Source organism: Kosakonia sp. S57 (assembly GCF_016516575.1).
Taxonomy (GTDB): Bacteria; Pseudomonadota; Gammaproteobacteria; order Enterobacterales; family Enterobacteriaceae; genus Kosakonia; species Kosakonia cowanii.
Genome location: NZ_JACVUL010000002.1, coordinates 58,167 through 72,301, shown reverse-complemented (window position 1 = coordinate 72,301; position 14,135 = coordinate 58,167). Strand labels below are relative to the sequence as shown.

The window sequence follows — 14,135 nt, the reverse complement described above, 5'->3', positions numbered from 1 at the left end:
TCAGCTCAGCGACAGCAGCTGGCGTGTATACGCCTGCTGAGGTTCGTCAAACACCCGCCGACACTCGCCCTGTTCCACCACTTCACCCTGCTTGAGCACAATCACCTGGTGGCAGAGGGTGCGCACCAGATGCAGATCGTGACTGATAAAGATATAGGCCAGCCGGTGCGTCTGCTGAAGCGACTTCAGGAGCGCGAGGATCTGCGCCTGCACGGTGCGGTCCAGCGATGAGGTTGGCTCATCCAGAATAATCAGCTCCGGCTTCATAATCAGCGCGCGGGCAATGGCGATACGCTGGCGCTGGCCGCCGGAAAACTCCGCCGGATAACGCTGGCGCGTCTGCGCATCCAGCCCCACTTCCTGCATCACCTCGATTACCCGCTGCTCGCGGGCTTCGCGCGACAGCTCAGGCTGATGCACGCGTAACCCCTCTTCGATAATCTGCTGCACATTGAGGCGCGGATTCAGCGCCGAATTAGGATCCTGAAACACCACCTGAATCCGGTGGCGCACCGGCAGCATCTGCTTGCGGCTCCACTTATGCAGCGGTTTGCCGTCGAAAAGAATCGTGCCTTCGGCGTTAACCAGCCGCAGCAGCGCAAGGCCAGTGGTGCTTTTTCCCGAGCCGGATTCACCCACCAGCCCCAGCGTTTCACCGGCGCGCAGGGTAAAGGAGATCCCTTTCACCACCGCATTTTGCGCGACCACGCGGCGGAAAATGCCTTTACGCACCGGGAAGCTGACGCCAAGTTTCTCCACCTGCAATAGCGGCTGATCGACGGGCGGCAGCGGCACCGGATCGCCGTGCGGCTCGCTGTTGATCAGTTTTTGCGTATAGGGGTGGTTCGGCGCGCTGAACAGGACTTGCGCACGGTTCTGCTCCACGCAGCGGCCGTTTTGCATCACCGCCACGTTATCCGCCAGCTTGCGCACAATGTTCAGGTTATGGGTGATAAACAGCAGCCCCATATTAAGCTCGTCGCGCAACTCCCGCAGCAGGGTGAGGATCTGCGCCTGCACGGAGACATCCAGCGCGGTGGTCGGTTCATCGGCAATCAGCAGCTCGGGGCGCGTCAGCAGCGCCATGGCGATCATCACACGCTGGCGCTCGCCGCCGGAGAGCTGATGCGGGAAGTCGCCGAGGCGGCTGCGCGCATTACGGATGCCGACGCGATCGAGGCAGTCGAGCATCTCGGCCCGCGCCGCTTCCCGGCGCATTCCCCGGTGCAGGGAGAGCACTTCATAAAGCTGTTTCTCCAGCGTATGCAGCGGGTTGAGGGAGACCATCGGCTCCTGAAAGATCATGGCAATCTTGTTGCCGCGCACGCCGCGCAGGGTGCGCTCGCTGGCATGCAGCAGGGATTCGCCATGAAACAGAATATCGCCCGAGGGATAGATCACTGGCGGCGAGGGGAGCAGGCGCAGAATCGACAGCGCGCTGACGCTCTTGCCGGAGCCAGACTCGCCCACCAGCGCCAGCGTTTCGCCCGCTTCAATACGCAGGGAGAGATCCTCCACCACCGTGCGGGTCGTCGCCTGCTGGCGAAAGGCGATGGTTAACGCGTCAATAGTCAGTAACGGGGAAGCCATTTACACCGCCTTATTAGGATCAAACGCGTCGCGCACCGCTTCGCCGATAAAGATCAGCACCGACAGCAGCAGCGCCGTTGAGACGAACGCCGCGATGCCGAGCCACGGAGCCTGCAAATTATTTTTGCCCTGTAGCAGCAGTTCGCCGAGAGACGGGGAGCCAAGCGGCAGCCCGAAACCGAGAAAATCGAGGGAGGTGAGGGTGCTGACCGAGCCGCTGAGAATAAAGGGGAAGAAGGTGAGCGTCGCCACCATCGCATTAGGCAGCATATGGCGCAGCATAATCGCGCCATCGCTGACGCCCATCGCCTGCGCGGCGCGGATATAGTCAAAATTACGCGTGCGCAGAAACTCGGCGCGCACCACGCTTACCAGCGTCATCCAGCCGAACAGCACGGTAATGCCGAGCAGCCACCAGAAACCGGGCTGGATCACGCTTGAGAGCAAAATAATCAGGAACAGCGTCGGCAGCCCGGACCACACCTCAATAAAGCGCTGGCCGAAGAGATCGATCTTGCCGCCGTAGTAGCCCTGCACGGCACCGACCACGATGCCAATGACGCTGGAGCAGAGCGTCAGCAGCAGGCCGAACAGTAAAGAGATGCGCGTGCCGTAGAGAATGCGCGCCAGCACATCGCCGCCGTTGGCATCGGTGCCGAGCCAGTTTTGCGCCGATGGCGGAGAGGGGAAGGGCTGTGTGGTGGCGTAGTTAATGCTGCGCGCGCCGAAACGCACCGGCGCCCACAGCGCCCAGCCGTGCTCGTTAAGCTGTTTTTGCAGCCACGGATCCTGGTAATCTGCGGGTGTGGCAAACGGGCCGCCAAAGTCTCTCTCGCTGTACTCTTTCACCAGTGGCACAAACCACTCGCCCTGGAAGCGCACCAGCAGCGGCTTATCGTTGGCGATCAGCTCCGAGCAGAGGCTCAGGACAAAAATCACGACAAAGATCCATAACGACCAGTATCCACGGCGGTTATGGCGAAAACGCGCCCAGCGCGCCTGGTTAACATAACTGAGTCTGAACATCAGCGCCCCTCGAAATCGATACGCGGATCGACCAGCGTATAGGTGATATCGCTGACAATATTCAGCAGCAGGCCGATAAGGGAGAAGATATAGAGCGTGCCGAACATCACCGGGTAATCCCGCGAGACGGTCGCTTCATAGCCCAGTAGGCCGAGACCATTGAGGGAGAAGATCACCTCGATCATCAGCGAACCGGTAAAGAACATGCTGACAAAAGTCGCCGGGAATCCGGCGATCACCAGCAGCATGGCATTGCGAAAGACATGTTTACGCATGATATTGCGTTCGCTCACCCCTTTGGCGCGCGCCGTCACCACGTACTGCTTGCGGATCTCATCGAGAAAGGAGTTCTTGGTGAGCATCGTCAGCGCGGCAAAGCCGCCAATCACCGTCGCCAGCACCGGCAGGGTAATGTGCCAGAGATAATCAGCGGCCTGTTTATACCAGGGCAGCGTGGCGAAATCCGTCGACACCAGCCCGCGCAATGGGAAGAAGTCATAATAGCTGCCACCGGCGAAGAAGATGATCAGCAAAATGGCGAACAGAAACGGCGGAATAGCGTAGCCGACAATAATCAGCGCGCTGCTCCAGATATCAAACCGGCTGCCGCTGTAGACCGCTTTACGTATCCCAAGCGGAATCGACACCAGGTAGATAATCAGCGTGCCCCACAGGCCAAGGGTGATAGAGACCGGCAGGCTCTCTTTGATCAGTTGCAGTACCGAGGCGCTGCGAAACAGGCTGTCGCCGAAATCGAAGCGCGCATAATCCCACAGCATTTTGAAGTAGCGCTCGGAGAGGGGTTTATCGAAGCCGTAGCGCTTTTTGATCTCCTCAATCACCTGCGGGTCGAGGCCGCGCCCGCCGCGATAGTGGCTATCGTTAGTCAGCGCATCGCCGACGCCGGTGCGCGCATGGCCTGCACCCATACCGCCATCACCCGTGCCGGGCAGCCGCCCCTGATCGCCAAACTCAATGGCGGCAATCGCCTGATCGACCGGGCCGCCGGGCGCAATCTGCACGATAAAAAAGTTGATGGTAATAATCGCCCACAGGGTGGGGATCAGCAGCAGTAAGCGGCGAATGAGATAAGCACCCATCCCGTCTCCTTAACGTCTGGCGGCGGGCAGTTTCGCCGCCTTGTTTACGTCATACCACCAGGTATCAAACCCAATTGAGTAGACGGGGCGAATGCCGGGCATGGAGAACTTGTCCCAGTACGCAAGGCGATCGGCCGCCATATACCACATCGGCAGCATGTAATAGTTCCACGTCAGCACGCGATCCAGCGCGCGCCCGAGCGGCAACAGCTTCTCTTTATTCCCCTGCCAGCGGGCAATCTGTTCGAGCAGGGTGTCGATAGCCGGGTTTTTTACCCCCGGCGCATTGTAGGAGGAGTCGATATAGGCGGAACCCCACGAGATTTGCAGGTCGCCGCTCGGCCACGGCTGCGCGCGCCACAGACGCGGCATCATGTCGTAATCGCGGCTGCGCATGCGGTTGGTCGCCTGTGAGTTATCAACCTGGCGCAACTCCATGGTGATGCCGAGACGAGCGAGATTGTGCTGGAAGGGCAGCACCCACTGCACATTCCCACCTGAGGGGAGCAGCAGTTCAAAAACAAACGGCTTGCCGGTTTTGGCATTCACCCGCTGCTGGTTTTTCAGCACCCAGCCGGCATCGTTCAGCAGCTTATCGGCTTTCAGCAGGTTCTGGCGATCGTAGCCGTCGCCGCTTGAGGTGGGCGGGGAGTAGATCTGCGTAAAGACTTCAGGCGGGATCTGATCTTTTAACGGTGCCAGCAGGGTTAGCTCATCGGCATCCGGGTAGTTACGCGCGGCATATTCGGTGTTGATAAAGTAGCTGTCCGCCCGGCTGTAGGCACCATAAAACAGGGCTTTGTTCATCCACTCGAAGTCGAAAGCCAGCGAGACCGCTTCACGTACCCGCCGGTCGGCGAACACCGGGCGCTGAGTATTAAATGCCAGCCAGCGCGCATCCTGCGCCGAGTGGTTGGGCTGTTCATCTTTGACGATATAGCCGCGCGCGAAATTGGTGCCGATATAGCGCGTGGCCCAGTTTTTCGGGCTATCTTCGCTGCGCAGATCGTAAGATCCAGCTTTAAAGGCTTCAAAGGCGACGTTGTCGTCGAGATAGTAGTCATAGCGAATATTGTTGAAGTTCCAGCGGCCGCGGTTGACCGGCAGGTCGGCAGCCCAGTAATCGCGCACGCGGGTATAGGCAATATACTGCCCCATACGCCAGCTGCTGATGCGATAAGGCCCGCTGCTCAACGGCGGGCGGGCAAGCGGCTCGCTGAGGTTATGATCTTTCCAGAACTTCTCCGGCATTACCGGCAGCGTCAGCAGGCTGAGCATATCCTCTTTGCCCGGCTTCGCCAGCTCAATGCGCACGGTTAAGGGCGAAATAGCTTTTACCGTCGTGCCTTTATAGACAATGCGAAACTGCGGCACCCCCTGAGTCATAAACTTCTGGAAGGTGAAGGCGACATCGCTGGCGCGGATCGGCGAGCCGTCATGGAAGCGGGCGCGGGGATTGAGCGAGATCTCCATCCACGAGAAGTCATCAGCGTAGCGTGTGGTTTCGGCAATCAGCGGATAGTAGCTGCCAGGCTCATCGTCGGAGGTGGTAAACAGGGCGTCGTACAGCGCATCGGTGCGCACCGCCGGGTTGCCGCGCAGGGCGAAACGGTTGAAGTTATCAAAAGTGCCGATATTGGCGAGCGTCACGTTACCGCCTTTCGGCGCAGCGGGATTCACATAATCAAAATGGGAAAAATTAACGGCGTATTTCGGTTCGCCGATAATCGCAAAGCTGTCACTCTCTTTAATGATCTGCGCCTGGCTGGCGAGGGCGATAAACGCCAGTAACAGAGCAACAATGCGCGCACACTTCATTTGCTGGATCCCTTTTACCGCAATGCGACGGAGGCGTGAATTTTTCTGCTTGAATAATAGGGGAGGGATCGGCGGTTGTGAACTCTTTCCGCCTACAGCCGGGCAGTAAATGTCGGCGGTCGCCAGTCGATAAACTGCTGCAGCGTCATCGGGCGGCTGAAAAAGTAGCCCTGCAGATAGTGCACGCCGCGATCGCGCAGCCAGCGCACCTGCTCCGGCGTCTCCACCCCTTCCGCCACGGTACGCATATTGAGCCGTTTCGCCAGCGTCAGCACGGCGTCAAGCACCGGGGAGGTGACGGTCTCCGTGCCGATGGCGTTAACAAAACCGCGATCGATCTTCAGGAAGTCGAGGGTGAAGCGCTCAAGGTAGATCAGCGCGCTATGACCGGTACCGAAATCATCAATGGCGATCTCAAACCCTTCATCATGCAGCCACTGGAAGATCTTATTGACCTCATCATGGTTGAGCATATCGCGCTCGGTGATCTCCAGCACCACGCTGAAGTAGTGAGGGGGAAGCGAGAGAGCAAACTGCTGCATATCTTCTTTAAAGCTCGGCGAATGCAGATGACCGGGCGCAATATTGACGCCCATTTTCACCCCTTCCGGCAGCAGCGTTTTTAAAACCGGCGCATCGCGGGCGATAAGCTTAAACAGATGCAGGGTCAGCGGCACAATTAACTGCTGCGCTTCGGCAAAATGAATAAAGGCATCGGGCGGAATTTCGCCGGCGGTTGGGTGCTTCCAGCGCATTAATACTTCAAAACCGGTCACTTTTAACTCTGCACCGCTGACCACCGGCTGATAGACCACATAAAACTGGTCGCGCTTAATCGCCGTGAGGATCTCCCGGCCGGGGCGCAGATGGATCGCGAGCATGGCAGCGCTCAGCAGACCGGCAAGCATACCGACAGTGGCACCCAGCAGCAGCGCGAACTGCAGATCTTCCACTCGCCATTTATCGGCGTAGAGATAGAGCCTGACCGGCGAGCCTTCAACCTGCGCGCTCAGGTAGGGCGTTTGATGCAGGGCACTTAACAGCAGTGGTCTGCCTGCGAAGGTGGTCAGCGCGCGATCGCCGATACCGAGCGCAAGGCCGTTAAGATCGGGCATCTGCGTGGTGTAAAGCATATAGGGCGCGAGGTTGATATTGAGCGTCGCGAGCACGCCGCGGTTATCCAGCAGCGGGCTGCGAAACCAGAGCGCAATCACCGGCTGCGTCGGCATCATCGGCGTACCGGGTAAAATCACCATATCGGTGGTTTTATTAATATCGATACCTGGAATCAGCCGTTTCATCGGCTCATCCATATCGCCGGTGGCCGACGAACAGTAGGCGTGCTGATCTTTTACCAACAGAAAGGCGCGCACATTCTGGCTGAAGGCGGCTTTCGAGGTGAGCTCGCTGGCAGCCTCTTCGCAGCTGTTGAGCGTGAGCGGGTGCAGCGATTCTGCTGCGGTGCGGATAGTGCTGAAGTAACTGGCATAAGAAGCCTGAATGCTGCTCAGCAGGGTATCGTAGCGGGCTTCACGCTTTTGCTGCTCCAGCCAGAACTGAATACCGCCGACCAGCAGGGCGACGAGCGCGCCGGTCAGCAGGCTGATGAGCACAACGCGTCGATTAACGGTGACGTTACGGGTAAGCATGATGCTGAGCCTATGTTAGCGGTTCATCATATTTCGCCTGTAAAGCAGGGAATATAAGCGAAATAAAACCCGGAAAGTTTCGTATAGCATATTGCAGGCACAAAAAAACACCGCCGAAGCAGTGTTTTTTATAACTTTACGCCAGCCAAGGGTAACTGGCATAAAGCGATTAGCTGCGTGTCAGGATGCGTCGCGCTTCGTTATAGCGCTTCTTCCAGTATGGTTCATCAAGGTTGGAAATCATCACACCACTGCTGGTGGAGGCATGAACGAATTGGTTATTACCAATATAAATGCCGACATGACGTCCGGTAGAGCCTGCGCGGAAGAGAACCAGATCGCCGGTGCGCAGACTGGTGCGCGAAATAGACTTACCGGTTTCCTGCTGTTCCCATGTGGAACGCGGCAGCTCTAAACCAAACTGTTCGCGGAAGGTGCGCTGCACAAAGCCAGAACAGTCGATGCCTTTCTTGGTGTCGCCGCCGAGACGGTAGCGAACGCCTTTCCAACTTGCATACTGATCCATAAGCCGGTTTTTAACATCCAGATTACGTACCAGGTTTTCAAATTCATCCTGAGAGGCTTGCAGTGAAGAGCTATCTTCGGGCACAGCATGCGTCTCAGGATGCATATTCTTGGCGGTATTTGTTGAACAAGCTGAAAGCAGAACCGCTACTGCGATCGCGGGTATCGCCCGCACGATATATCTCAAGATCGGCTGAGACTTGACCATGTTGCTTATTTTCCCTTGAAGTCCTTAACGATAATATCGTTATGAAAAATGCTAAACGCAGCGAGATTAATTATCTGAATGTTTCAAGACAAATACTCGAGCCAGAATTTGTGGCGAGACGCACAAATTACCGCGCAGAGAGTAAAAGAGCACTCTTTGCGACAAGACGGACCGAGGTTACCTGAACATCTAATGCAAGGCGAGTGCTTTTCATCACTTTTTTATAAGAAATTGTGATACAGAAAGTGAATTTATGCGTTTGGTCAATAAATGGACGAATAAAGAGAAATAGCGGGCAAAATGCTCTTTTTAAAGGCGATTGAGTTGGCTAAAAAGTGACACAATCAGGCATCCGCCGGGAATTTACATTAAGGACGCTAATGATCGCCTCTTCCCGGCGGCGCTAAATGTTATTCAAGTGTTTAAATTTTGTGTTTCCCGGGCAAATAGCGATCAAATAACGCCACGATCTTATCGCTCAGTGGCGTCATCAGACACCAGGGCAGGCCAATCAACACCGCAGAGAGTGAACCGACGGCAATATCTGTAAACCAGTGCGCGCCAATCATTACCCGGGGGAAAGCAAATATGACAAATATAAGTATCCCGATGGCGAATGCTTTTTTACCGAAATAACGCAGCATCACCGAGGCAAAAATCAGCAGCATCATTCCGTGGTCGCCCGGGAAGCTATCTTTCGAGGCATCTTTGGTCGGGAAGTTGAGCAGATCGCTCACCCGATAAGTGTCGGTAAAGGAGATCGACGGGCTGGCGCGCTTCACCGGCATCATATGCTGCGCAAGCTGGTTGATCACCAGCGCCAGCAGCAGCATGGTCAGGCCAATCATCACCACACGCCGACGCCCGGCCGGATCTGCCGGCAGCCAGAAAGAGAGCATCAGACAGCCCATCGCCACCAGCGAACAGGCATCAAACGCGCGGTTGTTGGTTAGGGCCACAAACCATAAGTAGGCGCGATTCTCGGCGAGGCCATGGTTGAAAAAGTGGAAAATCGCTGAATCGAGCGGGAACCAGAAACCATGATTCACTGGCAGATACCAGGAGAAAAACAGCGCGAGGCCAGCAGCATTCAGCAGCACGATGAGAGGCAGTCGGGTTTTCATTTTGCAGGCTCTTTTAGGTTTAAGGGACGCCACGGTAGTCTGGCTAACTTAAACGAAGCTTCAACAGCGCTGATTGAAGCGTGTTCCAGTCAGCCTCGCTGTCGGTGATTAACTCTATCCGGCTATCGGGTGGCGCAACGTTTTGCGTCTCAATATGCAAATCCTGACCCTGGCGGTTTACGCGCAGCAACCCTTCGGGAATACGCATTACCCCTTTTACCCGCGACACCGGTGCAAGCCGCGCCCACTCCAGCAGACCAATAGTGTCGAAAACCGTATCGGCATCGAAAATCCAGCCGCAGGCATGGTGCCCCTGGCCACTATTCAAATTGCGACGCCAGCGCTGATGCGCCGGTAAACTCAGTGCCGCCAGCCCCTTTTTCTCACCGTGCGCGTGATCGTGCGCGGCGCTGGCGGGCAGGGCGCGCAGATTACGGCGCGGTTGGTCGAGCAGGCTGCCGTCAATCGCCCCCTGCGTGGCGTTCACCCGCAGGCGATCGCCGCCAAACTCAGCCCACCATGCGTCAAATGCCTGCTGGCTCTCGGCGCTGGCGCGATCCTCTTTATTCGCAACGATAATATCCGCTGCCGCTAACTGGTCGCGGAAGTTCTCATTGTTCAGCGCTTTCTCATCCAGCAGCTGGCGCGGGTCGAGCAGGCAGAGCGTGGCGCGCAGATCGATCCACGGCTCATAGACCGGGGCGGTAAGCATATCGAGGATCTGCTTCGGGTGGCCCAGCCCGGTCGGTTCAATCAGCAGGCGATCGGGTTTGCCCTGACGCAGCAGGGTATTGAGGCCGACCTGCATCGGCAGGCCGTTGACGCAGCACATGCAGCCGCCTGGGATCTCTTTAAGCAGCGCGCCGCTGTCGCTGAGCAGGGCGCCATCAATGCCGACCTCGCCAAACTCATTCACCAGCACCGCCCACTTCTCCTGCGGATCTTTATGGGCCAGCAAATGCAGAATGGAGGTGGTTTTGCCGCTTCCGAGAAAGCCGGTAATCAGATTGGTCTTCGTCACAGGAACTCCGCGTCATCAAAAAGCACAAGCGGACAATCCTGGCGAAAAAAAGGGGAAAAGAGAAGAGCGCGGACGGCGCATCGCACTATCCGTCCGCGTTGAGGGCAAAAAATGTTAAGGGTTGACCGCCTGCTGCACCGCGCCGTGTGCGCCGAGGGTATCAATAGCGCGCCAGGCCTGGCTGATGGCATCGACAAACACCGGGTTATGCGGCAGATCGTTACCGAAGATCTCTTTCAGGGTCAGCAGCGCAGTGACGCGCTCGTCGCTGCTGCTGGTCTCAACGATGGCACGGATTTTATCCGCCAGCGGATCGCGAATATCAATGGTCTCGCCCGCATCATCGACGCCGCTGACATAGCGCATCCAGCCCGCGACGCCAAGTGCCAGCAGCGGCCAATCGCTCTGGCGCTGAAGATGAATACGGATCCCGTCCAGCAGGCGCTGCGGCAGCTTCTGGCTACCATCCATCGCAATCTGCCAGGTGCGGTGTTTCAGCGCCGGGTTAGCAAAGCGCTCAAGCAGGCTGTCGGCATAGGCATTAAGATCAACGCCTTTGATGCGCAGCGTCGGTGCCTGCTCATTAAGCATCAGCTGGCGCGCCGCCGTACGGAAGGCCGCGTCCTGCATACACTCATTAATATGGGCAAACCCGGCGAGATAACCTAAATAGGCGAGGAAGGAGTGGCTGCCGTTAAGCATGCGCAGCTTCATCTGCTCCCACGGCTGCACATCGTCCACTAACTGCACGCCCGCGGTTTCCCACGCCGGACGCCCGGCGACAAAGTTATCTTCGATTACCCACTGAATAAACGGCTCGCAGCTGATGGCGCAGGGATCGAAAACGCCCAGCACATCGGCAATCTCCGCCAGCGACTCGTCGGTCGCCGCCGGAACGATGCGATCGACCATGGTGGCCGGGAAGCTGACATGCTCCGCTATCCACTGCGCCAGCTCCGGCGAGCGGGTCTGCGCCATGCCGAGCACGGCGTTTTTCACCACGTGGCCGTTGTCAGGAATGTTGTCGCAGGAGAGCACGGTGAAGGGCGGCAGCCCGCGTTCGCGGCGGCGGTGCAGGGCTTCTACCAGAATGCCCGGCGCAGAGTGCGGCTCGTGCGGGTATTTCAGATCGTGCTCAATACGCGGCTGGATAAGATCAAGTTCACCGCTGGCCGGATCAATGCAGTAACCCTTTTCGGTGATGGTCAGGGAGACAATCGCCACCTGCGGCTCGCAGAACTTCTCAATAATCGCCGCCAGCGTGTCGAGTTTGGCATTCAGGCACTCGTTCACCGCGCCAATAATAATCGGCTGATTTCCGTCCGCGCCTTTCTCCAGCACCGTATAAAGATGTTCCTGCTCGCGCAGCTGCGACATTAAAACATCGCCGCTAAACAGGCTGATTTCGCAAATGCCCCAGTCGCCGCCTTGCGCATTCAGCACCCGGTCGGTTAATAACGCCTGATGGGCGCGGTGAAAGGCACCAAAACCGAAGTGGACGATGCGCGAACGGAGCTGGCTGCGATCGTACTGAGGCTGTTGCACCGAAGCGGGCAGCGTGGCGGAGGCAATTGTTTTCATCTCTATACACCTGATTAACCAATAATTAACAATAGCAGTGTAAAGTTATATGACAGCAAAAAGAATTGGTATGCCTTAAATATCCGGGGAATGTGAGCTGGATCAATCATTGCTGTGGCAGGATTTGACCGCTATCCATAAGCATGTATGGTAGTCGTCATTTTTCACGCTGTATTGGTATAACAACTTTTTTGAGGGGAAGACGATGGAACAAACCTGGCGTTGGTATGGACCGAACGATCCGGTTTCTCTTGATGATGTTCGTCAGGCAGGCGCGACCGGCGTGGTCACCGCTCTGCACCACATTCCGAACGGCCAGGTGTGGCCGGTGGAAGAGATCAAAGCCCGCCAGGCCCTGCTGGCTGAAAAGGGGCTTTACTGGTCCGTTGTCGAAAGTATCCCGGTACATGAAGAGATCAAAACCCACTCCGGCGACTGCGACAAATGGATTGCCAACTATCAGCAGAGCATTCGTAACCTCGCCAGCTGTGGGATTGATACCGTCTGCTACAACTTTATGCCGATCCTTGACTGGACGCGCACCGACCTGGAATACCAGCTGCCGGATGGCTCGCGCGCGCTGCGCTTCGACCAGATAGCCTTTGCCGCGTTTGAGCTGCATATCCTTAAACGCGAAGGGGCGCAGGCCGATTACAGTGACGAGGAGCAGCGCCAGGCGCAGGCCTATTTCAATGCGATGAGTGATGCGGAAGTGGAAAAGCTGACGCGCAATATCATCGCTGGTCTGCCGGGGGCGGAAGAGGGCTATACGCTGGATCAGTTCCGCGCGCGTCTGGCGGAGTATGACGGTATCGACAAAGCACAGCTGCGCGAAAATATGGCCTGTTTCCTGCGCGCCATTGTGCCGGTGGCGCAGGAAGTGGGCGTGCGTCTGGCGGTTCACCCGGACGATCCGCCGCGCCCGATCCTCGGCCTGCCGCGCATTGTCTCCACCATCGAAGATATGCAGTGGCTGAAAGAAGCGGTGGACAGCATCAACAACGGCTTTACCATGTGCACCGGCTCCTACGGCGTGCGGGCGGATAACGATCTGGTGCGGATGATCGAGACCTTCGGCGATCGCATTCACTTTACTCACCTGCGTGCCACCTGCCGCGAAGAGAACCCGAAAACCTTCCACGAAGCGGCGCACCTGCAGGGTGATGTCGATATGGTGTCGGTGGTGGCGGCAATCCTTAGCGAAGAGCAGCGCCGTAAGAAAGCAGGCGATCTGCGCCCGATCCCGTTCCGCCCGGATCATGGTCACCAGATGCTTGACGATCTGCACAAGAAAACCAACCCTGGTTACTCGGCGATTGGCAGGCTGAAAGGGATGGCTGAAGTGCGCGGCGTTGAGCTGGCGCTGAAGAAGACGCTGTTCCGCGACCTGCTGTAATAGCCCCAGGTAAACGCTCTGCTCGCTTTCGCGGGCGAAAAAAAAGCCTCCATGCGGAGGCTTTTCTATTTAATCAGCGCGGCCCATATAGCGGCGCTCTTCGATATGAATGCGGATCTTCTCGCCGGTGGTCAGGTACTCCGGCACCTGTACCACCAGGCCAGTGTTCAGCGTGGCAGGCTTGGTACGGGAGCTGGCAGATGCGCCTTTAATGCCCGGTGCGGTTTCAACGATTTCGAGATCTACGGTCTGCGGCAGCTCAAGCGCCAGCAGCTGGCCATCCCACAGCAGCACCTGCATATCCGGCATGCCACCTTCCGGAATAAACAGCAGCTCATCTTCAATCTGATCTTTGGTAAAGGTATAGGGCGTGTAATCTTCTTTATCCATGAAGACGTATTCGTTGCCGTCTACATAGGAGAAGTCAACGAAACGGCGGTTCAGGGAGACGGTATCAACAATGTCGTCGCCTTTAAAACGCTCTTCAACTTTCAGGCCGGTGCGGACATCAGCAAAGCGCATTTTATACAGCGTTGCTGCGCCACGGGCGCTCGGTGACTGAATATCAATGTCTTTTACAATCAGCAGCTTGCCGTTGTAGTTCAGCACCATACCTTTTTTGATTTCGTTCGCTCTTGGCATTGCCAGGTTCCTGTAAAAAAGAAATTCACCAAAATATCGCGACAAACTACTCGCGAGGGCCTTTTCAGGCAAGGGGAATTGCTGAGTTTTGCGTTGGATGGGCAAAAGATGATAGCGTGCCTCGCAGCGCGCTATTTCAGCGCGTCGACGCTAATAAGAGAGCCGCTATGCACTGCCGCCCGGACTGCGGAGCCTGCTGTACCGCCCCGTCCATTACCAGCCCGATCCCCGGCATGCCCAACGGTAAACCGGCCAACACGCCCTGCGTTCAGCTTGATGAACATCAGCGCTGCAAGCTTTTTGGTTCGCCACTTCGGCCAACAGTGTGCGCCGGCCTGCAGCCCGGCCTGGAGATGTGCGGTTCAACGCGCGAACAGGCGATGATCTACCTCCTCGATCTCGAACAGCAAACCGCGCCGTAATACCTTTCAAAGCTGAACAGGCTGAAGGCGATA

Annotated in this window: 12 protein-coding genes; 2 read left to right on the top strand and 10 right to left on the bottom strand. The window is 57.0% G+C overall.

All coding sequences use genetic code 11. The features are described 5' to 3' along the window. The 9 genes from yejF to IAE48_RS02140 form a co-directional block, all read right to left on the bottom strand. Positions 1 to 1,590: a microcin C ABC transporter ATP-binding protein YejF gene (gene yejF / locus IAE48_RS02180; RefSeq protein WP_200133333.1), complete on the bottom strand. Its 1,590-nt coding sequence runs from the start codon at positions 1,588 to 1,590 to the stop codon at positions 1 to 3. Beyond that, positions 1,591 to 2,616, bottom strand: coding sequence for a microcin C ABC transporter permease (locus IAE48_RS02175; protein WP_200133332.1), 1,026 nt, complete (start codon positions 2,614 to 2,616; stop codon positions 1,591 to 1,593). Continuing rightward, the gene (yejB, locus tag IAE48_RS02170; RefSeq protein WP_023479694.1) at positions 2,616 to 3,716 is read right to left on the bottom strand and encodes a microcin C ABC transporter permease YejB; all 1,101 of its coding nucleotides are present in this window, start codon (positions 3,714 to 3,716) and stop codon (positions 2,616 to 2,618) included. Before yejB ends, IAE48_RS02175 begins: the two co-directional genes overlap by 1 nt. Positions 3,717 to 3,725: 9 nt before the next feature. Continuing rightward, complete coding sequence (locus tag IAE48_RS02165; protein WP_200133331.1) at positions 3,726 to 5,534, bottom strand: extracellular solute-binding protein; 1,809 nt, start codon at positions 5,532 to 5,534, stop codon at positions 3,726 to 3,728. 92 nt (positions 5,535 to 5,626) lie between these two features. Further along, positions 5,627 to 7,183, bottom strand: a complete 1,557-nt coding sequence (locus tag IAE48_RS02160) for a cyclic di-GMP phosphodiesterase (RefSeq protein ID WP_200133330.1) — start codon at positions 7,181 to 7,183, stop codon at positions 5,627 to 5,629. A gap of 169 nt (positions 7,184 to 7,352) precedes the next feature. Next, on the bottom strand, positions 7,353 to 7,916 hold the full coding sequence (gene mepS, locus IAE48_RS02155; protein ID WP_023479708.1) for a bifunctional murein DD-endopeptidase/murein LD-carboxypeptidase: 564 nt from the start codon (positions 7,914 to 7,916) through the stop codon (positions 7,353 to 7,355). Positions 7,917 to 8,338: 422 nt separating this feature from the next. After that, entirely contained in the window at positions 8,339 to 9,040 is a 702-nt protein-coding gene (locus IAE48_RS02150) for a phosphatase PAP2 family protein (RefSeq protein WP_094421081.1), read from the bottom strand. Positions 9,041 to 9,083: 43 nt separating this feature from the next. Next, on the bottom strand, positions 9,084 to 10,061 hold the full coding sequence (locus IAE48_RS02145) for a GTP-binding protein (protein ID WP_200133329.1): 978 nt from the start codon (positions 10,059 to 10,061) through the stop codon (positions 9,084 to 9,086). A 114-nt stretch (positions 10,062 to 10,175) separates the two neighbouring features. Continuing rightward, positions 10,176 to 11,642 carry a mannitol dehydrogenase family protein gene (locus IAE48_RS02140; protein WP_200133328.1) on the bottom strand — a complete coding sequence of 489 codons (1,467 nt, stop codon included), beginning with the start codon at positions 11,640 to 11,642 and terminating at the stop codon, positions 10,176 to 10,178. A 205-nt stretch (positions 11,643 to 11,847) separates the two neighbouring features. Between IAE48_RS02140 and uxuA the strand changes: the two genes are divergently transcribed. Then, positions 11,848 to 13,038: a mannonate dehydratase gene (gene uxuA / locus IAE48_RS02135; protein ID WP_200133327.1), complete on the top strand. Its 1,191-nt coding sequence runs from the start codon at positions 11,848 to 11,850 to the stop codon at positions 13,036 to 13,038. Positions 13,039 to 13,107: 69 nt separating this feature from the next. Here uxuA and yeiP read toward each other — a convergent pair whose 3' ends face one another. Then, a complete protein-coding gene (gene yeiP, locus IAE48_RS02130) occupies positions 13,108 to 13,680 on the bottom strand; it encodes an elongation factor P-like protein YeiP (protein WP_023479652.1) in 573 nt (190 codons plus the stop codon). Positions 13,681 to 13,847: 167 nt separating this feature from the next. On the opposite strand from yeiP, the gene IAE48_RS02125 reads away from it, so the two are divergent. Further along, complete coding sequence (locus IAE48_RS02125) at positions 13,848 to 14,102, top strand: YkgJ family cysteine cluster protein (protein WP_042715737.1); 255 nt, start codon at positions 13,848 to 13,850, stop codon at positions 14,100 to 14,102. Positions 14,103 to 14,135: the final 33 nt, after the last annotated feature.